Annotated in this window: 17 protein-coding genes and 2 pseudogenes; 10 read left to right on the plus strand and 9 right to left on the minus strand. The window is 64.3% G+C overall.

Annotation, left to right across the window (positions count from 1 at the left end):
- Positions 1 to 64: 64 nt before the first annotated feature.
- Together AC1Q6V_RS28895 and AC1Q6V_RS28900 are read right to left on the minus strand one after the other, a co-directional pair.
- A complete protein-coding gene (locus AC1Q6V_RS28895; protein WP_492344621.1) occupies positions 65 to 3,388 on the minus strand; it encodes a UvrD-helicase domain-containing protein in 3,324 nt (1,107 codons plus the stop codon).
- Positions 3,389 to 3,396: 8 nt separating this feature from the next.
- Complete coding sequence (locus AC1Q6V_RS28900) at positions 3,397 to 4,407, minus strand: hypothetical protein (protein ID WP_492344620.1); 1,011 nt, start codon at positions 4,405 to 4,407, stop codon at positions 3,397 to 3,399.
- Positions 4,408 to 4,542: 135 nt separating this feature from the next.
- On the opposite strand from AC1Q6V_RS28900, the gene AC1Q6V_RS28905 reads away from it, so the two are divergent.
- Together AC1Q6V_RS28905 and AC1Q6V_RS28910 are read left to right on the plus strand one after the other, a co-directional pair.
- Positions 4,543 to 5,577, plus strand: coding sequence for a TauD/TfdA family dioxygenase (locus AC1Q6V_RS28905; RefSeq protein WP_492344619.1), 1,035 nt, complete (start codon positions 4,543 to 4,545; stop codon positions 5,575 to 5,577).
- Between the two features lie 538 nt (positions 5,578 to 6,115).
- Positions 6,116 to 7,336, plus strand: coding sequence for a hypothetical protein (locus tag AC1Q6V_RS28910; protein WP_492344618.1), 1,221 nt, complete (start codon positions 6,116 to 6,118; stop codon positions 7,334 to 7,336).
- Positions 7,337 to 7,705: 369 nt separating this feature from the next.
- On the opposite strand, the gene ybgF is transcribed toward AC1Q6V_RS28910, so the two are convergent.
- From ybgF to AC1Q6V_RS28930, 4 genes and pseudogenes are all read right to left on the minus strand, one after another.
- Complete coding sequence (gene ybgF, locus AC1Q6V_RS28915; RefSeq protein ID WP_492344617.1) at positions 7,706 to 8,464, minus strand: tol-pal system protein YbgF; 759 nt, start codon at positions 8,462 to 8,464, stop codon at positions 7,706 to 7,708.
- A gap of 77 nt (positions 8,465 to 8,541) precedes the next feature.
- Positions 8,542 to 8,796: an H-NS histone family protein gene (locus AC1Q6V_RS28920; RefSeq protein WP_492344616.1), complete on the minus strand. Its 255-nt coding sequence runs from the start codon at positions 8,794 to 8,796 to the stop codon at positions 8,542 to 8,544.
- Between the two features lie 175 nt (positions 8,797 to 8,971).
- On the minus strand, positions 8,972 to 10,102 hold the full coding sequence (locus AC1Q6V_RS28925; protein ID WP_492344644.1) for an H-NS histone family protein: 1,131 nt from the start codon (positions 10,100 to 10,102) through the stop codon (positions 8,972 to 8,974).
- Positions 10,103 to 10,249: 147 nt separating this feature from the next.
- A pseudogene (locus tag AC1Q6V_RS28930) lies at positions 10,250 to 11,438 on the minus strand (DNA-binding protein).
- Positions 11,439 to 11,700: 262 nt separating this feature from the next.
- Here AC1Q6V_RS28930 and AC1Q6V_RS28935 point away from each other — a divergent pair.
- Positions 11,701 to 11,865, plus strand: a complete 165-nt coding sequence (locus AC1Q6V_RS28935) for a hypothetical protein (protein ID WP_284494983.1) — start codon at positions 11,701 to 11,703, stop codon at positions 11,863 to 11,865.
- 118 nt (positions 11,866 to 11,983) lie between these two features.
- On the opposite strand, the gene AC1Q6V_RS28940 is transcribed toward AC1Q6V_RS28935, so the two are convergent.
- Genes AC1Q6V_RS28940 through AC1Q6V_RS28950 form a run of 3 tightly spaced genes read right to left on the minus strand, consistent with a single transcriptional unit; the run spans position 11,984 to position 16,448 of the window.
- Complete coding sequence (locus tag AC1Q6V_RS28940; RefSeq protein WP_284494908.1) at positions 11,984 to 13,423, minus strand: hypothetical protein; 1,440 nt, start codon at positions 13,421 to 13,423, stop codon at positions 11,984 to 11,986.
- 1 nt (position 13,424) lies between these two features.
- Positions 13,425 to 14,405: an ATP-binding protein gene (locus tag AC1Q6V_RS28945; RefSeq protein WP_284494909.1), complete on the minus strand. Its 981-nt coding sequence runs from the start codon at positions 14,403 to 14,405 to the stop codon at positions 13,425 to 13,427.
- Between the two features lie 3 nt (positions 14,406 to 14,408).
- The gene (locus tag AC1Q6V_RS28950; protein WP_284494910.1) at positions 14,409 to 16,448 is read right to left on the minus strand and encodes a hypothetical protein; all 2,040 of its coding nucleotides are present in this window, start codon (positions 16,446 to 16,448) and stop codon (positions 14,409 to 14,411) included.
- 212 nt (positions 16,449 to 16,660) lie between these two features.
- Between AC1Q6V_RS28950 and AC1Q6V_RS28955 the strand changes: the two genes are divergently transcribed.
- The 7 genes and pseudogenes from AC1Q6V_RS28955 (at position 16,661) to AC1Q6V_RS28985 (ending at position 22,158) form a co-directional block, all read left to right on the plus strand.
- Positions 16,661 to 17,935, plus strand: coding sequence for a tyrosine-type recombinase/integrase (locus tag AC1Q6V_RS28955; RefSeq protein ID WP_434475897.1), 1,275 nt, complete (start codon positions 16,661 to 16,663; stop codon positions 17,933 to 17,935).
- Between the two features lie 153 nt (positions 17,936 to 18,088).
- Positions 18,089 to 18,340 carry an antitoxin gene (locus tag AC1Q6V_RS28960; RefSeq protein ID WP_133098635.1) on the plus strand — a complete coding sequence of 84 codons (252 nt, stop codon included), beginning with the start codon at positions 18,089 to 18,091 and terminating at the stop codon, positions 18,338 to 18,340.
- Positions 18,341 to 18,348: 8 nt separating this feature from the next.
- The gene (locus AC1Q6V_RS28965; protein WP_284494982.1) at positions 18,349 to 18,747 is read left to right on the plus strand and encodes a type II toxin-antitoxin system VapC family toxin; all 399 of its coding nucleotides are present in this window, start codon (positions 18,349 to 18,351) and stop codon (positions 18,745 to 18,747) included.
- Positions 18,748 to 18,778: 31 nt separating this feature from the next.
- Positions 18,779 to 19,036, plus strand: a pseudogene (locus tag AC1Q6V_RS28970) (tyrosine-type recombinase/integrase); the annotation flags it as partial.
- A 94-nt stretch (positions 19,037 to 19,130) separates the two neighbouring features.
- Positions 19,131 to 19,436 (plus strand): nitrate- and nitrite sensing domain-containing protein, encoded by a 306-nt coding sequence (locus AC1Q6V_RS28975; protein ID WP_284494912.1) that lies wholly within the window; start codon positions 19,131 to 19,133, stop codon positions 19,434 to 19,436.
- Between the two features lie 299 nt (positions 19,437 to 19,735).
- Positions 19,736 to 20,674, plus strand: a complete 939-nt coding sequence (locus tag AC1Q6V_RS28980; RefSeq protein ID WP_284494913.1) for a DNA-binding protein — start codon at positions 19,736 to 19,738, stop codon at positions 20,672 to 20,674.
- Positions 20,671 to 22,158, plus strand: a complete 1,488-nt coding sequence (locus AC1Q6V_RS28985; RefSeq protein WP_284494914.1) for a tyrosine-type recombinase/integrase — start codon at positions 20,671 to 20,673, stop codon at positions 22,156 to 22,158. Before AC1Q6V_RS28980 ends, AC1Q6V_RS28985 begins: the two co-directional genes overlap by 4 nt.
- Positions 22,159 to 22,317 lie beyond the last annotated feature (159 nt).

Here is a 22,317-nt window from a genome sequence, read left to right on the forward strand (position 1 = left end):
CCAGGCCGCACCGCTGCGTCTTGGCATCGCCATACGGCCGACGGCTGCGCCCCAGGGCGACGCATCATATTTCGGCAGGCCGACTGGGACAAATAGTCAGATAAGCGCAGCGACCGCAGTGCCTGCCTGGTTTAGCCTCCACCCTGCCCTCGCAAAAATGTGTCGCGGCTTTGAATGCCGCGGTTCTTTCCGGCGCCCGGCTAGGCGACACCGCCCACACACGTTCGGGTACGAGGGCATACAGTGTCAGGGGCTGCGGTCGACGACCCGAGATCGACAGAAGCAGCGGCCGCATCAGAGTCTGCGACGTTGATGCGCCGCCCGCGGCAAAGCGAATGAGGTGCAATCCTTGCTCCGTTTCAATCATCCATGGGAGATGGACCTCTAGTTCGTGAATGGTCGCGGCGAGCCGTTCACGAAAGCTGCCGTCAATCGCCTTGATGAGATGCAGTCCACGTCGACACACGACTTTGGCGTCCCTCACCAGATGAGGATCCTGCTGTTCGCTTGGCAAGCCGAACCGTTCCCAGGCTGCATAGAAAACGTCTTTCGGCGCGGCTTTCTCTCTTGCGTATGCCTCAAGGGTTGTCATCACGGCCCATCGCGCGCGCACCGCAACGTCGGTATCCTGCTCGCGTGAGAGTCCGAGCCGATAGCGATAGTGGTACTGCAACGGACACCTTACGTATGCTTCGAATTCCTCGAATACAATCGCCGCAGATTCCGTCACAGGCAAGCTCGGGGGGCTCGGCTCAAAGTCGACGCCAGGCGCCAAGCCCTGCATTCGCCGTTCGTACCATGGCATGAGGTCGCGCAGTTGGGGGGCGCGTGTCCTGTCGCCAAATTCGATGGTTTCGTACAGTCGCAATGATCGCCGGGCTCTGGACAGCGCAACGTAGAACAGGTTGTTCCGTTCGACGGCAACTTCGAATTGGTACTCGCTGTCACTGCTGCCTAATACAGCAGGTGGCACCAGCTCAAGAATAGAGTCCGACGCATTCCAGGTTGGCTCCTCTGGGCCATACGAGTCCGCGTCAACAAAGCCAACGTGAATTGCGTCGAATTCCAGTCCCTTGCTTGCATGAACAGTCATCACGCGGACGGCGTCCATGCCGGCAGCTTCCGGAGGCAGTTCTCTGTCCGAGTAGGTTTCGCCTATCCGCTGACGCAATTGCTGTCGCAGCAAATATCGAGACAATGTTGCCTGCCGCGGATCCCCGTCGCCATTGCGGACCGCATAGGCGAATTGCCACAAGGCCATGCGTGCCGTGCCTGCGTCAATCGAGTCGTCCTCGTCGCCCGGAAGACCGAACCGCCGCTCCAGCAACAGGTCGCATACAAAGTCCCAAGGACGAGACGAACGCGAGAACCCGGCAAGAAGCGAACGCAAGTGGGAACAGGCCAGTTCCCCATCGGCCGGCACGCTCGCTCCGCCAGGGGACAGCCACCGACCGCGCTGCCAAGTAACGTCGTCGTGCGAGCGTTCGATGCAAGCGAGAATGGTCTGCAGCGGCATCGCCAAGCCCGGAACGTCCGCCAGACCAACCAGTGCGCGCGGCTCGCGCTCGCAAAGCAGTTGCATCAGGCATAGGAGCGACTTTACTTCTCGACGCTGTGCGAGTTCGCCAATGAACAGGGTCGGAACACCTGCAGATCTCAGGCGTTTGGCAACCAGTTCCACGTCCGCACTCTTACGGCAAAGCAACGCCTGTCGCCTGAAATCTGTTCCGGCGCACTGGAGTGTGACCACCCCCTCAACCATGGCCTGGGCGACGCCCGCGCGGGATGCGCATGAGACAAGCTCCGGAATCCGATGCGCCTTTCCGTTGACCGCCTGCATGGCGTCTAGGGGCAATTGCGATTCCAGGACGTGTGCCCGACCTGCAGCACTGAACAGGTCCAGAATTTCCGACGAACTGCGGCGATTGTCAGCGAGCGTGTACTTTCTGGCGGTGGACGTGTCTTCCGATGACTTGAAGGCCTGTTCAAACCTGAGCAGGCTCTTTACCGACGCCCCTCGCCAATGATGAATCGCCTGCCTGACGTCGCCAACAACCCAGAGAGACTTCGCGTGCAATGCAAGCTGTCGAACCAGCATGACCATCGCTGCCGTCACGTCTTGATACTCATCGACAAGCACGTGCTCAAAGCGGTCCGTGAGTTCGGCCACGAGAGGTCGTTCGTCCCGCATCTTCAGCGCCGGCTTCGACACAAGATCAACGAAGTCGACCATCCTGGCGTCTTGCAGGACGCGCTCGTGCAACGCGTACAACGTCGCGATGTCTTCGCGATGGCAGCCCAGTTCCTCCTCTGGCGTCGGCAGTTGTGCCAGGCGCGAGCGGTATTCGTCCGGGCTGACGAGTTCCTCCTTGAGTCGCTGAATGCACCGGAGCACCGGTTGCAGCCAGTCGTATGGGTCCTCGACCCGAAGGAAGAACTGCAAGTCCGCCTGTTGAAGATGCTTTACGAGCAGCGTGATCTGGTGGAGCCTGTCGGCAACTAGGACGTTTGCGTCGAGGCCGAAGTGCTGATGGAACTTGCGAAGGAACTCGAGCCCGAAGGCATGGAACGTTCCCGCCCAGATGTCCGCCGCCTGCTGGATTCCTGCATGTCGCAAACGCTCGACCAGTTCGAATGCCGCCTTGTTCGTGAACGTGAGAACGAGGATACGTGACGGGTCGACGCCGCGCTGTTCGATGAGGTACTTGACCCGGTGGACCAAGGTCGTTGTCTTGCCTGTACCCGGCCCCGCCACAACGTTGACGAAACGTTCTTCCGCCTCCGCCGCGGCCTTCTGGCTTGGACTCGGATCTGGCAACGACGGAGCGGGGATAATTGCGCTCGGCGGGAGAAGCAGTCCATCCAACAATTGGAGACGAACTAACTCCAGGGGCAGGACATACTTCTCTGCGACGCTGTGGGCCCCATCTCCTGCCTTCCATAGGCTGGCGGCCACCTCGCGCGGCAACAGCAACTCGCGAGCGAAGACATTCGCTTGCAGTTCCTGTCGTTCTCGAGCGCCATACGCTTCCACCTTCGCGACGGCCTGAGTTTCGCCGGGCGCTACCAATGACCGAAGGTCGGCGATCGTCATCTGCTGCCCATCCGGATCGAGAGCCCAATGCCCCAGCTCGTGGCCGACCAGGTACGCGAATTCAGCCTCGGTAACGTCGTCCCGTACGTAAATCGTGTCTTCAGCCCGGTAGAAGACCGCCCCGCCACCGCCTAACGCAGCATAATCGGCCGGTACCGGTTCGATCGCGATCTCTAGTTCGCATTCGACAAAGGAAAGTAGTTCCTTGCTGGTAGGAACAGGCGACGCACAGTATGTGACGAGACGACTGCGCAGTTCTATGGCCTCTGCGCGAGCTCTGACGAAAGGACTCATCGAGCGAATTAATCCGAGTATCGAAGTAGCGCAGAGGTGTCCGTCTCTGGCAGCTTAAGCGACCTCACAGCGTCCTCCCAAGATTGTTGCTCGAGCCGTACCTGAGGCTTTCCATCTTCGGCCTTGAACGCAGGGAGCGGCGCGGCAAGAAAGGATTCCTTGAACAAATCCGCGAGCACGGTCATGGGGATCTTCAGCTTTGAAGACAGCGCACGGAGCACCGAGCGGGGCGCCAAGACTCGCCCAGAGAGAATGCTGCTGAGCAATGGACCTCTTGCACCCAGCCCAATTTCTTCCGCCAATCGTCGGGCGGCCGGGCCACGGATGTCCCCGATTGTCGCTCTAGCCTTCTCCAGGCGCTTGCTCTCACTGGAAACGTGGCCGGCGGAAAGTTCGCTCAGGGCATGCGACATGCACATCGCAGCCATTTGCGAGGCCGACCGACCGTACTCTTTCGCCGACAGCTTGATTCGTGTCGCAAGCCGTCTGTCAAGACGAAGCATCCATTGCGATGACTCTCCCTCGGCGTAGGTATCAAGCCCGGACTCGAAACCCTTGAGCAGCGCGCTTTCACTCTCGACGTAGCTGCGCGTCTCGAATTCCTCGAACCCAGCGGAAACCAATTCGCGGGCGACCTCTGCGAGGGATTCTCCGCGTGCCTCGGCAAGGGAGCTGATAGCGTTATGAAAGGACTTCTTCGCGCTCACGCCGATCGTGACTTGTCGCGCTTTCGTATTCGACCGGGTGTCGTCATTAGTGCTGGCATCCATGGCATCCTCCGCGACTTTCAGGGGTCCGGCAACCAACGCCGCCTCATAGGCGGGTTGCCAGTGCGAACCGTGGTGCGCGGCCAGGACCGCCTCCGTGAGGAAAATCAGGAGTTGCTTCGTGGCAAGCTCCGCATTTTCCGCCTGTCCGCTCAAGTGTCTTCCGTCGGGTAATCCGACCGTGCATGTCACCACGTTCCCGGCGGCGTTTGCATTAAACTTCACACTTTTCGCAATTGTTGCAACCAGCAAGGAATAGTCTCGGAGTAGTCGTGTCGGATCGACTGCGTTCGAAGGGCGCCGCGTGACGGAAGTCATGGGGGGATGGTTGGTTTGTTGGTGTAGTATAGGCACGTATCAACAATATATCAAATTTCGAGGGCCGCATTGATTTCCCCAGCATTCGCCAATGTTGTTCAAAGCACAGTGCGCTCTTGGCTGTCGAGCCAGCCGTCGTTCGCCCAAGCCTGCGAGGCCCTCAACGAGCCAAGCCAGCTCGTCCAGGACGTTTCCGCGGATCTGAAAGCTGCTTTTGAGAATGCGACAAAGCAGGACTTTGGCGCATTCAGTGCCGAGGCGTGGGCTTCACCTTATGTGCTCCTGCCGCAAGCCTTTGTGGCGGAACAACTCCCGGACACGCCGGACGACTTTTCCCCGATACCGCTGTGCACCGGAACGGTCGTCGCACGTCTCTCGGCGATTGTCGCGTTGGGCGCGCTGGGGATGGAGACTGTGTCATACGGCTCCGAGAACAACGGTGACCTGTTCGTCAACTTGGTGGTCCTGCCGGGTGACACGCGGATGGCGAACAAGTCGCGCGGGCCCATGCGGGGGCACACGGACGCGGTGAGCTTTCCGTTCCGCGGCCAAACGGATGGGGCCAATCCGGACATTGCGCCATCTCCCGATTTTGTGAGTCTGTGCGGCCTTCGCAACCCCGATGCGATTCCGACGACGGTGATGCCGCTTGCCCAGGTCTTGACTGACTTACCTCCGGAGCAGGTTGCAGAGCTCAAGAAGCAGCAGTTTGACATCCGCTCACAGAATACTTTCATTCCGGGGATGAAAAGCCTGCTCGGCTATGAGCATTCCGTCGAAGATGGCGAGTTGCTTCTCGACGTCGACGGGAAAACGTGGATTCGGTACAGCCACAGTAGCGTCGACGTCGACGTTGGGAACGCAGCAGCGGTGGCGGCCAATGACGCGCTCGCCGCCGCGTGCGCACGGCATTGCACGACCGTCGCCGTTCAACCGGGCGACGTTCTCTTGGTTAACAATCGCCTGGCGCTCCACGGCCGAAGCGAAGTCGGCGGACAACATGGCGGCGAATCGCGCTGGCTCCTGCGGACCTATGGTCTCAACACCCAGGGACTCACAAAGGGCCAGCGCTACCCATTCCCCTCATATATGTTGTTTCCCTAATCGGTGTAGCCAACGTGGTACGCGCGCTAGCCGAACGCATTCGCCGAATCTCGCGGGATGCGAAATTCGCTCCGAGCCGCCCTGCGCACCGTGGAACCAGCCCTCGCTTTCCCTGCGCCCCATCAGAGCTCAGCACCCGCTTCCTTCGCGCGATCCTTCTCGTCGGCCTTCCGCTCATTGCTGAGCCGACGAGTCCGCGCCCCAGCGCGAGTCTTTCTGGCACCGCCAATAGTTTCCGCGGGCGACGGCGGTTATTCCCTAGTTGCCTTTGGCCCCAGGATGCCCTGTCCGGATAGGCTTAGGGTCGAGACCGGCCAGTTCCGTACTCATGCTACTTCCTTAAGTATCCGCATGCCGCTCTCGGCTAGTTGCATTTCGCACGACTTGGACAATTACCCCTTAACCAGGATCGCATCGATGACGGGCTCCCACTCGGTATGGGCCGCTTCGACATCGGACCGGAAGTGGCCCCAAGACCACTCAACCCGGCTCCGATCAGCGACAATGCGGTCATTGTCCGCGCGTCCTGCTCTTGCTCATGCTGCCCATCCCGATCCACAAGGAATTCCACCTGCGGTTGACCGCGCCGGCCCTGACCTGGGAGGCGCGCACGCCCCCCGCCGCTGGCGCGCACATCACCCCCTGGTGGCTGTACCTGGCCATGCGACGCGCCAACAAACTCGGGCTGACCCTGGGCGGCGCCGGCCTGGCCACCGCCGAGGCGACCGCGGCGGCCGCGCTTACCGTGTGCGAGTCGGACGTCAACGGTTTCCGGGTGACCCACGACTATGGTCGCCTCAAGGACTTCGTGAAGCCCTTCCTCTCAGGCACGCTGGGCGTAGGCCTGACGCTGCTGCAGATGGCTCAGGCGGGCTACGGCTGGATGGCCCACTGGGAGGACTGCGGCGGCCCCACCGCCAGCGCGCACCCCGACTTCGTGTGCTTCCGCCACGCCAGCGCCCATGCGATGGCCGCAGTGTGCCTGGTCGAATCCAAGGGCTCGCGTGGCACATCCTCCGATGCCGACGTGCAGGCCGACTGGACCCGGCAGATCTGGCCCAATCGTCACCAGCGGCTCATCCTGCCGGGCGGCGGCTACCTGTGGCCTACCGAAGGTCGGCTTGTGGCAAACGAACTGCCCGGGCCCGACGGGCGCAAGCGTTTCCGCTCCACCCTTGTACATGGGGTGTTCCCCGGTGGGCTTGCCACGGTGGCGCCCGGGCTGGCGGCTTTGCCCCCCGGCCAAGTCGGCGGGGCAATGGCCGGCGCGCCCAACCCGCGTCGCCTGGATGTCGACAACCCGGCGATCGACTGGTGGGGCATCCAGCGGGCGAGCCTGCGCCATGTCTGCCGACTGCTCGATCTGCCGGACACTGAGGCCGCGCTCACGGTGTCACTGTGGGATGACCTCGACGGCGACAACACGAGGCCGGTAGACCAATTCACTCGCGCCCTGAGCGAATCGGAACACCGTAGCACCGAGTTGGATTGGGGGCCCGAAGGCGGGCGCGACGTCGTCTGCATTGGTCGCCCGCGGAGCGTTGTACGGCCGGACGGCACCCGGTGGGACGTGACGTTGTACTGCCAATACGAGGTGCTATCGATGGTTCTGTGGGGTCTTCCCGCGAGCGCGGCTGACGGCGCCGAGAGACGTCAAGCCCAGTGGGGCGACCGCGGCAGGCAGCGCATCCGCCTTCAGGGGGCGGATGGCGTCGGATTGCTGGTGGAGCAGCGCCCCTCGGACACTCAAGACGGCTAAACAGTGGCTCGCGCCTGGCCCCGATCCGCGACGCCCGGCTGATGGGGGCGCGCTGGCTACTTTGCCACACGAGCAGATCATCTTGCGAAGATTCCGGCAGCGGATGGCAGACCGCCGGCGTGCCCCGCGGACGAAGGCCTGGCTCTCGTCGCTAGTTCAGGTCGAATTGATCGGCTGGCGCCATCACGTTAATGGCCTTGCTTGTGTAGATATGGGCTGCAAGATATTCGCGGTATCGGTTGGCGGCCTCGTTGGCCGCCTGCCAGATGGTCTGGATCGCCCCGGCCGCATGTAGGGTTCGTCAGAATCTGAAGATCCCCCTAAAGCAGGCCTTCGGTGCGTGGTGCGGCCGGCTGGAAGCCGCCCCACTCACTTCAGCGTCTTCAACCGGTTGTCCGCCGCACGCGCGCCTTCGGTACCGGGATACTTGGCCACCACCTGTTCCAGCGTTTTGCGCGCGGCAGCCTTCTGGCCGGACTCGAGCTGATTATTGGCAACCGCAATCATTGCGTCCGGCACCTTGGGATGCGTCGGGTTGGCATTGATCATTTTCTGCAGCGTCCAGGTGGACCCCTTATAGTCGCGCTGCGCGTATAGCGAGTTGCCGAGCCAGTACTGCGCCAGCGGAAGGTACGAGCTCTGCGGATACTTCTTGTTAAAAGACGAGAACGAATTCCCCGCGCTTTTGAAATCGCCCGCCTGGAAATGCTTGAGCGCGGCATCGTATTCGGGCTTCTCGCCCGGCTGCGACGTGCCTTGGCGGTCTCCGACCGAAGCGTGCTGCGGCTCGAACTTCTTCAGGCGCGCATCCAGGTCGGCGTAATAGTCCTTCTGCTGCTTCTGCAGCGTCGCCACCGTGTTCTGCAGCACTTCGTTCTGGCCGCGTAGCCGCGCCAGTTCCTGGCGTAGGCTTTCGAGCTGGTTCTGCAGGTCGAGTGTGGTGCGGCTGTTCTGCTCAATGCGCTGGGTCGCAGTCGCCTGGAAGCTGTTGAACTGGTCGCGCAGGGTGATGACCGTTCTGCGCGCCTGCTCATCGTCGAACACGCCGGCGTGTGCCTGCGTGGGTGGCAGCATGCCGCCGCTCGCCATGGCGGCGAGCCACAACAGGGTAAAAACGCGTACTTTCATAAATGGGTCGTCGTGGGTTGTGTCGGTGAGCCCTGGTCACATCGCCGTTGGACAGCGGGCCGAATGCATCGGCGGCTCTATCCAACCCGGAAAAACTCAACGCTCTGCCCCGCATTGACGGCCCGCTTGAGCCACGACGGCATCTCGCCCTGCCCGTCCCAAGTCAGCCCTTCCGCATTGCGGTAGCAGACCACCGGCGCTGGTGGTGCGGGCGGTGGAGGCGGCGGCGCGAAGCACCCCGCCGCGTCGAGGTCTTCCAAGGTGAGCCCGTAGTCGTCCATCTGCGCCTGGATCCAGCGGATCGCGTCCGCCCGCTCAGTCTTTGCTGTCATCGCTGCCGTCACTGCTGTCGTTGCCTTCGTCCTGATTGCCAGGCAGCGCCGCCGCCCCCTGCTCGTTGCCCGGCTCTTCCCCTCGGTCTTCCTACGCAGTGGCCGCCGAACTTCCGGCCTGCCAAGTTTGCTAGTCAGAATAGGGGCGGACCGACCGCGCCCGCCAACCTATCGTTCAATACAAGAGATCGATTAGGAAACGCTCGGGCTTCTTGCCAATCCACGCGGGAGCCCTACCGCGCCCCGACCAGGTCTGGCCCGTCTTGGGATTGCGGTACCTCGGGCGCGGCGCGGCCTTCGTCTTGGTCGGAACAGCGCGGGCAGCAGGCGCAACACTGGGCTTGCCCGCAATGTCCTCAATGCTGAGGTCGTACTCCTGCATCAACTGCTGAATTTCCTCCACGACCTTTGGCACTTCCGTGGCTCGCAACTGCTCAAGTTGCGCATTGACAGATGCCAGTTGAGCGAGCAGTGAGGATTGGGACGGGCTTTGAGTTGCGGTAGGCGCTTTTTGCTCCTGTCGCGGCTTCCGGGTTTGCGTCTTCTGAGTCGGCGCTTCCGGGGCAGCCTCCACTCCAGGCAGTGCTATCTGCTTCGGCCCGCGCTTCCGGGTTGGGGTCTCTTGAGTCGTGACTTCCGGAGCGGCAACTTCAGCTAGGATTTTCGGCTTCCGACCGCGCTTCGGTGTCCGCCTCTCTTCCGGCGCAGCTTCCGGAGCGGCGGTTTCGGTGAGCGCTTTCGGCTTCCGACCGCGCTTCGGGGCCCGCGTCTCTTCCGGCGCAGCTTCCGGAGCTGGGGCGTAAAGCGGTGCTACCGGGGCGGCCGTTTCGGCCAGTTCGTCCTGGACGGCAGCTTCCGTCGGTTCGTCCGTGGCCAGGACTTCAACCGGAGCTTTGGCCACGGCTTCAGTGGTCACTTCCGAGGGCATGGCTTCAATGGGCGCTTCCGGCGCGTCAGATTCAGTCAACGCTTCCGAGGCGGTGACTTCCATCGATTCTTCCGGTGCCACGTCTTCCGTTGAAGCGTCCGGGGCTGTGTAAGGCCGCCGGCGCCGATATGACACGGTCGCCGTCGGGCCGCTATCCCGGCTTGTGGACCAGAAGTCCAAGCGTCGGGGCTGAGTGTCAACGCTGCCACTACCGACGCACGCATCACTGGCTTCACCAATGACGGGATCCGCGTCGCGCATCGCCTCAGCGATGGGAAGCTCCATCTGGCCAAGTCCGTCCGTCGCATTGCTCGCGACAACGGGTTCAACCACTTGCTCTGGGGCCAATTCGTTCTCCTTCTTGAAGTCACTGCACATGCAGACGCTTCCTAATCCCATGGACGGTGAGACCTTGTCTCTTGCGTGTCGTTCGAACTTACCCATCGGCGTTTATGTGATGCAAGGTTGGGGGATTGCCCGTAGTCGTCCATCTGCGCCTGGACCCGGCGGATCGCGTCCGCCCGCTCAGTCTTTGCTGTCATCGCTGCCGTCACTGCGGGCGTTGCCATCGTCCTGATTGTCAGGCAGCGCCGCCGGCCCCCTGCTCGCTGCCCGGCTCTTTCCCGTGGTCTTCCGGCACGGTCGCCGGCGGACTGCCGGCCTTGCGCCGCCTTCCACCACTGCCACCGCCGTCGCGTTCGGGCGGCGCGACGCGCAAGGTGGCCAGCAGCTGGCGCGCGAGCGCCGCTTCCGCTTCGCCCCGCTCGGCCCGACGCTGTGCCGCCGCGAGTTCCGCCTGTACGGCCTCCAGGTCGCTCGCCGCCTTGCGTTGCGCCTGCTCGGTGGCCGCGAGCCGATCAGCCAGGGCCGCGGCCTGCGCTTCGAGCTTCGCGCGACCCTCCGCCTGCGCCACCGCGGCATCGCGCGCCTCGCTGCGTGCCGCCGCCAGTTCCGTACGCAACTCTTCGGCCGTGCGCTCGCTCTTCTGACGCGCGGTGCGCTCGTGGTCCAGTTCGCGCAAGCTGCGCCGCTCGCTGGCTTCGGCGCGTTCCTGCGCGAGCGTCACCGCCTCGCGCGCCCGTTCCAGCTCCGTCGAGAATTGGGTGCGCAGTTCCGCCAGCTGCCGGCCGGCGGCGTCCAGCTCCGCCCGCCCCGCTTCCAGCCGCGCCTGGGTCGCCGCGTGGTCCTGCCGCGCCGCGGCCAGCGTCGCCTGAACCTCCTCGATGGTTTGGCGCGCGGCGTCCAGTTGCGCGACGAGCGCCGCGGCTTCCTCGCGCGCAAGCGCGGTCTCGGCGTGCGCGGCATCGCGCTCGGCCTCGGCGACGCTGGCCGCATGGCGGGCCTCGGCGCGCAGCGTGGCCAGCTCGCCGGTGGCGGCCTCGTTGGCCGACTGCCAGATAGTCTGCACCGCCTCCGCGGCGATCTGCTTGAGCGACTCCGGCAGATCCGGATGGTCGATGGTCACGCGCGTGCGCCCGCGCAGCTCCTGCCAGAACGCCTGCAGCACCTCGGCGGGCGTGCCCATGCTGCCCTTGCGCACCAGGCTGTAGAGCTTGTTGGCGGTGGGCGTGACGCCGTAGCGGAAGAACAGCAGGCCGCAGGCCTCGCGGTACAGCGCGCGGGTTTCGGGGAAGCGCCCGCGCAGCTCGGCAATGTCGTGGGCCATCGCGGCCTGCAGCGCGGCGTCGGTCAGATCCAGGTCGGCAGCGGCCATCGGGAGAAAAAACAGAAAAGTGATGATAAATATTACACCGTAATACGTAGTAAAGCCAATTTTCGGCGGCATACTTTAGACATAACTGCGCTTATGTCTATAATAAGGACTCGAACCGCCTCCCCACGCTGACCCGTTGGTTAAACTAAATTTGTATCCATTTCTAAACTAATTTTGTTCCGTGCCCCCTGGAGCAAAATCGCCGGGCTGCCGCGCCCCAGAGGTGCACCGCCCTCCTGCTGTTCGCAGCAAGCCTGGCAAGGTGGCGCTACCGCCGCTGGCAACCAGTGCGCTCGATCAAAACCTGCTTGAGCGGCGCCTGCCACTCACGCGGGAGCGCTGGAACCCCAAATCGACGCTCATTGCCAGCCTGCGCGAGGACGAGGCGGCGGGCTTTCGGTCAGCGCAAAGCCTCGCGGCGATCTAGCTGAGCGCGGGGATCCACGGGGCTACCATCGTCTTGACTTACCTTGGCGCCCCTTTCGTGCGGCGCCCGATTACCCATGATGGCCCGATCCGTGCCGAGTTCGTGCCCAACGTCGCGCTCAGAACGGAGTCGTCTGCGACGCGGACCCTTCTGCCTGCGTCCACCTGATCAGCAACAGCCCGTCGTCGGTTTCGCACAGGCGGACGCAAGATTTGGAATCGTCGTGCTCAAGCGGATCGACACCCCGATCGATGTCATCTAGCCAAGTGGTCAACGCGTCGAACGTCAGCTCGATTTCCCACGCGAGCGCCATTTCGAGCACTGCGGTTAGCGTCGACTCCCGGATCCACTCGCAGCAGGTCCAGACGTCCTGATCGGCATATAGGTCACCCGCCGGCGCTACCGCTGCATCCCGTGTATAGCGGATGAGGCCCAAGTCGCGCATCGCGCGAGAAACGCTGCAGAAGCGCTGCCGTTCCTGCTCCGCCTGCCGATTGGAGAGCGCCAGGTCGGAACGGCCCCAGCCGAGTTGAAGTTCGTTGAGCGCGACATCGTATGGGCAGATCAGGCCCCAGCGGGGCCCCTCCTCTGGATGCACGCTGACCCAGCGCGAGAGCCGTCCCTCCTTGGTCAGCCTCCACCGACAGCGACACGTGCCATGGCGAGCCCGCCGGTCCTGGATGGCATTCAGGCGCGTGACAAACGAAGACGGATTCGCCGAAGCGGCGTTGATGCGTATATAGAAGTGAAGAACGTCGGCAAAGCTGAGGTGGCATAACCTGAGGTGGCCGAGTTGGATTCTCGCTTGCCGCGCAAACGCGTGGCTTTCCAGACTCCACCGATCACCGGCTTCGGTCAGGAGCTGCTCGATGTCCTCGGGCGGGGGCTCAAGCGTGCGCAGCTGACCGAACGCTTGGTCGAGGGAGACGGCCCCCGGCATGCCATGGTTGCCCGACGACCAGATCTCGCCGAGCGACATGCGCGCGGCCGCGACACTCGCCCGTGCGACCCAGCCGGCGAGCGACGCAACACGCCCCTGCTCTCGGGCCGGAAAGCCGGCATCAATGCCGTGCGGCCACGTCCTGCAGCGTTGCCGCATCACGAACTCCAACGCGCCCACGCGCTGCGACATGAGGCGGGCGGTGTGCTCCTGCGCCCAGGTCGTTTTCAGCTCGCTCAGGTGAAATGGGCACCGCGAAAGCCACCCAAGCTGATGCAGGTAGCTGTGGTAGCCGTGCTGCACACAGGTCTCGCAATAGCGGATGGCACGTCGCTCGCGACTATCGGGAGGCGGGCCATAACGGCCGACATCGATGAACCGTATGGAAGGCGAGAAAACGTCTTCGACAAGCGGCGCGGTCTCACCGAGCACGGACGCCAGGCGCCTGATTTCGTCGCTCGGAAGCGGCGTGTTGCTATCGAGCGCCACACGCAAAAACTTCGCGCATTTTCCGACGTTGATGCCATTCAGTGCGCAGAAGCGGGCGACGAACGACAGCCTCGACTCGTACGGACGGAGGTTTCCCGGCCACCAGTTCACCGATGGGTAGGCCGCCATGTCAACTACCCGTCGAGATGATCCTCATGTGGTCCGACAAGTTCGCTTTAGCGAATTCCTGCAACCAGTTCTCGTAAGACGTCACGTCAACCCAGTCTCCGCCATGCGCCAGCTGGAAAAGCATCGCCTCGGTTGCCCTGGCGATGTGCTGCATCGGGAACTCGAGATGACGGCGCGCAGATTCGGGCGAGAGTTCCACCAGCGCTTTCCACACCAGCGCGGCACAGTCTGCAAGGCGGTGCCCGGCCGCGAATTGAACCGGCGCGAAATACTTCAGGTATGAAACGCCGCTGCCCGGTGGCCATTCCGAGTCGATATCGTAGCCGTTGAGCACGTATGCGATTTCTTCCGGCGAACGCAGCCCATGAAATCGCGCATGCGCGGCCATAAAACGTGCTGCCAGGTGAGCGTTGCCGGTGATCGCCATATACTCGTGACGATAGTTCAGCTGGTGCGAGCCGACGGAAAACACGCTCAGCAGGTAGCCCTCGTAATCAAGGTCATTCTGAAGACCGAGCAACCACTTCCACTCCCGGAACGTCAAATCCTGCGCTTCGTCGATGGCCAGTACGACATAATTACGCTGCGCGTTGTTCGCAATGGCGATGAAGCGTTGCCTGCACAGGTGGATCCCTTCCGCTCTTTTCGGTGGTTTCGCCGGGTTGGCGAATTCGAAGTTCGAGGCGAGCAACAGCTGATGCCAGAATCCCGCTTCGCTTGTCTGGCTGTCCGGACGGCGATTCCACACCACCAGCGGTACCACGGCGTTAAGGCGTTCCTGCAGCACCTGAGCGACGTACCATTGCACGCAGCGAGACTTGCCCAGCCGTGATGCACCATAGATATAGCCGCCGGGGCGCTGCTGGTCGATCCATTCGCCGAGCTGTTCAATCATCTCGTGCATGGGCGGCGTATATACTGCGTACTGCTTCGTCACGATGCAGTGTTGCGGATCGATGCGCTCGGGCAGAGGGAATCGCATGACCTACCCCGATTGCGCCATTCGACGTGGCGGGAGCATGGAGCCCGGAGTCGCGGGCTCAGTTTTGATAGCCACGTTTGGTCGCGCTGGCTTGTTGCTGGTGCCACCGTTGCGCGAACCTCTGCTGTCCTTCTGTTTGGCACGATCCATCGCAGCGTCCAGCATGGCAGCGCCGATCGACGGATCCGTTGCAGCAACCAGAATGCGTCGCGCTTCGAGGTAGGCCGGATGGACGGGTAAGCGTTTGTGTGCCTGACTCTCTACAAAGCGCATGAAGATTTCAATGGCGTCTGCGCCCCCTGGGATAGTCAGTTGTCCGTGCGAGCAGGCCTGAGAGATTGCAGCGCGAACGGCAAGACTATGTGGTGACACGTTCCAGGGCGGCGCTGCCCGCAGTACACCGAGTGAGATGCCGTCAAGCGTGGAGGCGAGCACTACCCGGCAATCATCCTCCTTGTGACAGACCACCCAGATCTCGGATCCTGCCAGGTCGTGCCGGTTGTGCAGCACCTCGTTGGTGTAGCGGCCGTAATAGAACTCCACGTACGGGGCGCGCCCATTCGCTGCTCCGCCGCGCACGATGCAGCGCTTGCGGATGCTGAATAGCGCTTCCACAACGGCGGGATCGACTCGGCGGAAGCTCTGCTGGGCGTGGTGGTACAGGAAGTTCGCGTATGCGAGCGGCGTGCGGTTACCAATCCCGCTGTGCGGTGTTGCGTTGTAATTGGCGATGAGCACGTCCAGCAGCTCTTCCGCATATTCGTACTGGAATCGGCTTGCCAGCGCAACGTCTTCCGGCTTCCGGCCCTTACGGTCCTGAGGCTTGGCGCCGGTGGTGTTGGAAAGACGCTGAAAGCCCTTCCCCGCCAGATTTCGGAAAAACGCCTCAATAAAGGGCCGGTCGTCCTTGCTTCGACGTTTCGAGAACGAGGTTTTCGGCTCAAGCAGCGTTGCGCGAACGGTATCGCGCAACGCGTCGCGCACGTGCTGACAGGTCTCGGCAAGGGCACCGTCTACGCTGGTCTCATCCCAGCACAGTCCGACGAAATTGTCACCCAGCACCGACACAAGCCCGGCATCGGGCAGATACGCCTTGTCGCTGAAGCTTACCGGGCGCGCACACCATTTTCCCAATGCCCGCTTCAGCGCGCGCAGGACATCATCCTTCGAGACTTCTCGTCTCATGCTGAAGTAGTAGCCGAGCACCGCGCGCGACATCACTTCAAGAATCACGATAACCCAGAGACGATGAACGATCTTCTCCCGAAAACCGCCTCCCATCAGGGGAAGCGACACGCAGAAACGTCCGTCCAGTTTGTGCGCATCCATCTCGACGCGCTGCATGAACTTCTGAACTGGCCGTCCGGTTCCGTCCCCTGTCTTCAGCTTTGACACCAGGTCTGGACCGCCGCTCGCCGCCGCCAGCGCTCGTGGGTTGGCCGACAACACCCTGTCGATATACCGGCCAATCGAGACGTATCCCAGGGTCGCCGTGTTGAACGGCCACTCGTTTCGCTGTTCACATCCAAGTTCGCGGAGCTGGTCGAGAAGCCACCCGCAGTGACGTCTTTTCGACTGCCGGGTTTCGACCAGCCGCTTGCCTGACGCGCTCGCGAGAATACGCGCTTCGAATGCCTGGCGAAGCTCCGGCTGCGCATCAAGGAGCGCCTGCAGGGCACCAACGGCGCCGCCGCCGAACTGACTGACATGGATCTTCCGATGGCGCCGGTAGTGCTTGATCCGGGTCCACGGAACCAGCCCGCGCCAGCCGTAGGGTCGCCCGTCCGGATGCGTTTCGAGGCAACGTTCGCGGATCAGTCGATAAGCCTGCTTTGCGCCAAGTGAGGTGAGACGCTTGATGGTGTCGGCCGTCGCGCCAGAAAGGTACAGCGAGACCGCCTGCTTTCTCGCAAAATACAACGCGCGCCGTTCTCCTTCGAGCGCCCCTTCATCCGGGCTTGCCCAGAGCGAGGTGTCGATGGCTCTCCTGCCGATTGTGCGGCGGGAGCAATGACAGCTGTCGTCAGCGTCGCGGACTTCCATGGAGGTTCCAGCACAAATGGCCACCATCGCCTATGGCCCAATCGCTATGAACCATAGGGCGCTATCGCGGGGGACTGCAAGGCAAGGATGTGCCGGAACGTGGGCAAGGATACAATATTAGTTTAACTGTCGGCCGAAGGAACAATTTGTCTTTCAACTTTTGAAACTAATTTTGTTACTCGACCCTCTGGTTTCCCTTATTTTCCGTGTCCATGACGGGAACAAAATTAGTTTCACTGACGGCCTCGATCGTGGAATCGCCCGCCCCGCCGCCCGCCCCACCCGCGTCCGCCCCCCTTGCCGCTCTGCCCACGCCGCTGGAGCAGTTGCGGCTGCCGTCGGCGCTGTCCGGGCGCGACGGCAGCAACCGCGCACCCGCCACGACCACCCGCATCGCGGCGACCGACGACCTGGCCGCCGTGACCGCCTGGCTGGCGCGCTACGCCGACAGCGCGGCGACCGTGACCGCTTATCGCCGCGAGGTGGAGCGGATGATCCTGTGGGCCGTGCTACAGCTGGGCAAGCCGCTGTCTTCCCTGACGCACGAGGACCTGCTCGTCTATGAGCGCTTCCTGGCCGATCCGCAGCCGGCCGCCCGCTGGGTCCTGGCCGGCAGCAAGAAGCTCGCGCGCAGCCATCCGGACTGGCGCCCGTTTGCCGGGCCACTGTCGCCCGGCAGCGTGCGCCAGGCGATGGTGATCCTGAACGCGCTGTTCGCCTGGCTGACCGAGGCGGGCTACCTGGCCGGGAACCCGCTCGCGCTGGCCCGCCGCCGGCGCGCGCCCACCCAGGCACGCATCACCCGCTATCTGAGCCACGACCTGTGGGAGACGGTTAAGGACGCCGTCGCGGCAATGCCGACCGAGACCGCTCGGGAACGCCTGCATGCGGCGCGCTGCCGCTGGGTGCTGAGCGTGCTCTACCTGGGCGGCCTGCGCGCCTCCGAGCTGACCGCCACGACGATGGGGGCGTTCTTCTGCCGCCGCGATGCCCAGGGCATCGAGCGCTGGTGGCTGGAGGTGAGCGGCAAGGGCAGCAAGACCCGGCTGGTGCCGGCGACCGACGAGCTGATTGCCGAACTGGCGCGCTACCGCCGCGCCCACGCGTTGCCGCCTGCCCCGCAGTTCGGGGAGACGCGTCCGCTGGTGCTGCCAGTGATTGGAAAACCGGGCAGCGAGAAACCGCTGTCACGCGGCGCGCTGCACCTGATCCTGAAAGAGGTGTTTGGCATGGCCGCGGCGCGCGTGCGGGCGCGCGGGCCGGAATGGGAAGCGCAAGCCGAGGTGCTGGCCAGTGCCTCGGCGCACTGGCTGCGCCACACCGCCGGCTCGCACATGACCGACCGGCAGGTCGACCTGCGCTTTGTGCGCGACAACTTTGGGCACAGCTCATTGTCGACGACGAGCGGCTATCTGCACAGCGAAGAGGATGCGCGCCATGAAGCAACGCAGGAGCGGCATCGGATCGGCTGGGGGACTGAGAAATAGCGGGACGGCGAGTTATTTCACCATCATGAAACTTTGGTGCCCCCCATGGGGCTGACCGATCTATGTGTCGCCCACTTAGATGCAGAAGTGGTAGATATCTTGATATCCATCTCAAGGTGGTATATATTTTGATATCTATCAAAGGAATCCACCATGAGCACCACTGCCAAGATCTTTACCACCGGCCGCAGCCAGGCGGTGCGGCTGCCTCAGGAGTTCCGCTTTGCTGAGCGCGAGGTCTATATCCGCCGTGACCCGTCCACCGGCGACGTGATCCTGTCGCGCCGGCCGGAGAGTTGGGACGGCTTCCTGGCCGCCATCCAGGGCAGCGCCGTGCCGGCAGACTTCCTGGCCGAGCGCGCGCAGGACGAGCAACCCCGGGATCCGCTGGCGGGTCTCGAATGACGCGCTACATGCTTGACACTAATATCGTGAGCCATCTACTGCGAGGACACCCAGCAGTCGTGGCACGCGTGACAGCCGCGCCGATGGCGACGCTGTGCCTGTCAGTCATCACCGGCGCGGAACTGATGTACGGGCTGGCCAAGCGCCCCGGCGCAGCGCGACTCGCGCGCGCAGTGGACGAGTTGCTGCGTCGGATCGAGGTGTTGCCTTGGCCCCCTTCGGTGATGGCAGGCTATGGCGAAACCCGCGCTGCACTGGAATCTCAAGGGCAGCCGATGGGGGCGCTGGACTTGCTGATTGCCGCGCACGCGCTGGAGACTGGCGCGGTGCTGGTGACCAATGACCAAGCGTTCCGACGCGTCCCTGGCCTGGTGGTGGAGGACTGGTCGGTGCCAACCGGGAACTGAGTCGATGGCGATGTAGATCCGCACAATGGCTGCACGCGGCGCGCTCCACCTGACCCTGACGGCGGCGTTTGGCATGGCCACGGTGCTGGGCAAGTGCTTCGGCCCATTGGCTGCGCCACACCGCTGGCTCGCATATGACCGGCCAGCGCTCGACCTGCGCTTTGTGCGGGACAACTTTGAGCACAGCTCGCTGTCGACGACAAGCGGCTACCTGCATAGCGGGGAGGATGCGCGGCATGAGGCCACGCAGGAGCGGCACCAGATCCCCCTGGCTGACGCGCCATGCTGACAGCGCAGCGGCCCTGCCAACCTACCGGCAGCAGGCCAACCAGTGGCATACTCTTTGCCTTTTTGGCACCGCTCCCCAAGTCCTCTCTTTGCCAATGCCACTGACCGCCTCACAACTTGTCCTTCAGGCGAAGCAGCTTGAGATCGAGGCCGTTCAGTTGATGGCGAGCCGTGTGGAGCTGGCGGACCTGATCGGCCAGCTGATCCATGCGCTGCAACGTGAACGGGGCGCGAGCAGCATCTTTCTGGCCTCGGGCGGACAGCGCCTGGCTGCGGAGCGCGAGGCCGCCAAGGGAGAAGCCATTTGCCTTGAAGCACGGCTTGGCGAGCGCTTTGCCAGCCAACTCGGATCCGGGCACATGGCAAGTGGCCCGATGGTGTCGTTGATGGGGTCCCCTTGATTTCGCTGCAGTTTGCCGGGGTAGCCAGCCCTAGCAGCTATGCGGGTTTCCGGGCGATGCCTGCCTGAAACCCCAGCCCAATCAGGTACTTGCTGACTGGGTCCTTTTCCCCCCGCTTTTGGAAGGTTGACCCGCCCCCGGCGCGCGGCAAGCGCGCCCTTGGGCGCGGAAGCCCTTGTTTCGGCAAGATAATAGGATTTATCCGTCTTGCCTCGCTTGTATCTATCAATAAATGGCTTTCCTAACGTTAGCATCGTGCGTAAGATAGCCTGAAAATCCAGCTCCGAAGCCACCATACCATGCCCCGCCTCGCCGCCACCCCCGAACAGATCCGCGCCACCGTGCTGGCCATGCTGACCGAGGCCGGCGACGCGGCGCCGCCGACCGCCGCGCGTTTCCGTCGTGTGGTCTCGGTGCGCAAGCTGCGCGCGCGCCTGGGCGGCGGCGACCCCGCCACGCTGTCGCGCACGCTCAACGCGATCGAGGCCGAAGTGGTGCGCGCGGGCCTGGCCGAGGTCGCCATCCCGGACCTCCCGCCCGAGATCGCCGACCAGATGCGCGCGCTATGGCAGGCCGCGGTCGCGGTGCAGCTCGACGACGTGGTGCGTCTCAAGCGCGAGGCACAGGCGACGGCCGATGCCGCGCAGGCCGCGCGCGCCGACGCTGAGCTGCGGGTCGAGCTGCTGCGTCAGGAACTGACCGAGACCCGCCAAGCCCTCGCCGCGCGCGACACCACGCTGGCCGAAGCGCGCGCCGCCCAGGCTGCGGCAATCGCGCGCGCCGATGAGCAGGCCGCGCGCCGTGGCGAACTGGAGGCGGCGCTGGCGACCGCGCAGGAACGCGCCACGACTGGCGAGCGCACTCACGCCGAGGCGGTCGCCACCATCCAGGCGCGCTACGAGGCGCTGTCCAGGCAGCTACTACAGGAAACCGCGCACCAGCGCGACGCGGTGCAGGCCGAGCGCACGCAACTGGCCGCGCAGCTCAAGTTCGCCGAGCGGCGCATCGCCGCGCTGGAGCAGGAGCGCGAGCGGATCGGCGCGGAGCTGGCGAGCGAGCGGGCCGCGCGCCAGACCTCCGTCGGCGAGGCGAGCGCGCTCAAGGCCATCACCGCCAGCCAACGCGCCCAGCTCGACGAGCTGCTACGCGCGACGCTGGCCGCGGCGCCACCACCGACCAAGGCGCGCGCGCGCAAGCCGACGGGCAAGGCGGCCGCCAAGCGGGGCGCCAAGCCATGAACCCGGCCGACTGGATTGACACGGCGGCAGTGCCGCCGCGCCCGCTGCCCGCCGCCGTCGACGCGGCACTGGCGTACTTGGCCGAGGCGCTGGGGCACGCAGTTTACGTGCACTGGACGCTGGCGCGCGTCAAGCGCCGCTACGGGTCGCTGGCCGAGGCCAAGGCCGCGCAGCCGGCCGTGCTCAAGCTGCTGCTGGCGCACGATGGGGTGATCGAATACTGGGAGCGCGGACGCCTGCGCACGGTAGCGGCGGACGAAGCGCCAAGCCCGGAGACAGTGCTGACCCGGCTGCTGCACACGCACCGGCGCCGCTTCCGGTCCGACACCTCCTCAGCGGAGGGAGCAGCAGTGCCGGCGGCTGCGGGGGCGACGGGACCGGCCGCGCCGACGTCATGGCTGGCCACCCAGGGCCCGGCGGATCTGGCGTGGCTCGCGCGCGCCGGCCGCTTCGCCCAGCCGCACGCGGCCAGCAACACGCTGGGCGCCGCCAACGACACGCAGGCGCTGGCGCTGTTCCTACGCGACCGCACCGGGCGCTCGTCGCACACGCAGCGCGCGTATGGCGCCGAATTGCGGCGCCTGATGCGCTGGTGCGGCGCGCGCCAGCTCGGCCCGCTGTCCGACCTGACGCGCCAGCAACTACTCACCTACCGGCACGCGCTGCAGCGCGGCGCGGAGGGCGCCTCGCTGCCCCTGTCGGAGGCCGCCCGCACGCGCGCGCTGGCGGTAGTGGCAAGCCTGTACCGCTACTGGTACGACACCGGCTACCTGCACGCCAACCCGGCCGCCGGCCTGTCCGCAGGCAGCCGCGCGCGCGCCGAGTTCGCGCCGACGCGGCTGATCCCACCGCCGCTGCTGGCCGCGTGCGATGCGTGGCTCGATGCGATGGAGCCTGACGCCGCCCACACCCTGACGGCGCAGCGGCGTCGCGCGATCTGGGCGCTGTACCGCTACGCCGGCGTGCGCCTGGCGGAACTGGCCTGGTCGGCCGAGACCGCGCTGCCTCGGCTGGAGGCGGAAGCGCCCGGGCGCTGGACGCTCTATGTCTGCGGCAAGGGGCGCAAGGCGCGGGCCATCCCGCTGCCGACCCCGTGCGTGGCGGTGCTGCGCGCCTACCGGCGTGCCCGCGGCCTGCCGCCCGAGCCGCCGGCGCACGAGGCGCTGCCGGTGATCCACGGCAACAAGGGGGAAGCGCTGCAGCAGGCGGGCCTGTATCGGGAGGTCAAGGCGATCTTTGCCGCCGTGGCCGATGGCTTGCAGGCACGCGAGCCGGCGCAGGCGCTCTTACTGCGTGCGGCATCCCCGCATTGGCTGCGCCACGCCTATGCGCGCACGCTAGTGGTCGACCACCAGGTGCCGCTGCCGACCGCCCAGGCGCTGCTCGGGCACGCCTCGGTGCAGACCACGGCGGCCTACGCCAAGACCGACCTGACGCAGTTGCGGGCCTTCGTCGATGCCACTTTTACTGACAATGTGCCATAGCTATTGCTGGACCGCTGGGCAAGATTCTCGGGGGTGGAGAATCGCTCTGGCGAGAGCGGCATGATCGCGGCGGCCTATGTCGCACGTGCCCCCGCGGACGGCTACACGCTGTACGTCGGCAACCCGGGGCAGATCACCACGCTGCCGCAAATCACAAAA

The sequence above is a fragment of the Cupriavidus sp. GW823-FHT07B10 genome (assembly GCF_058794355.1).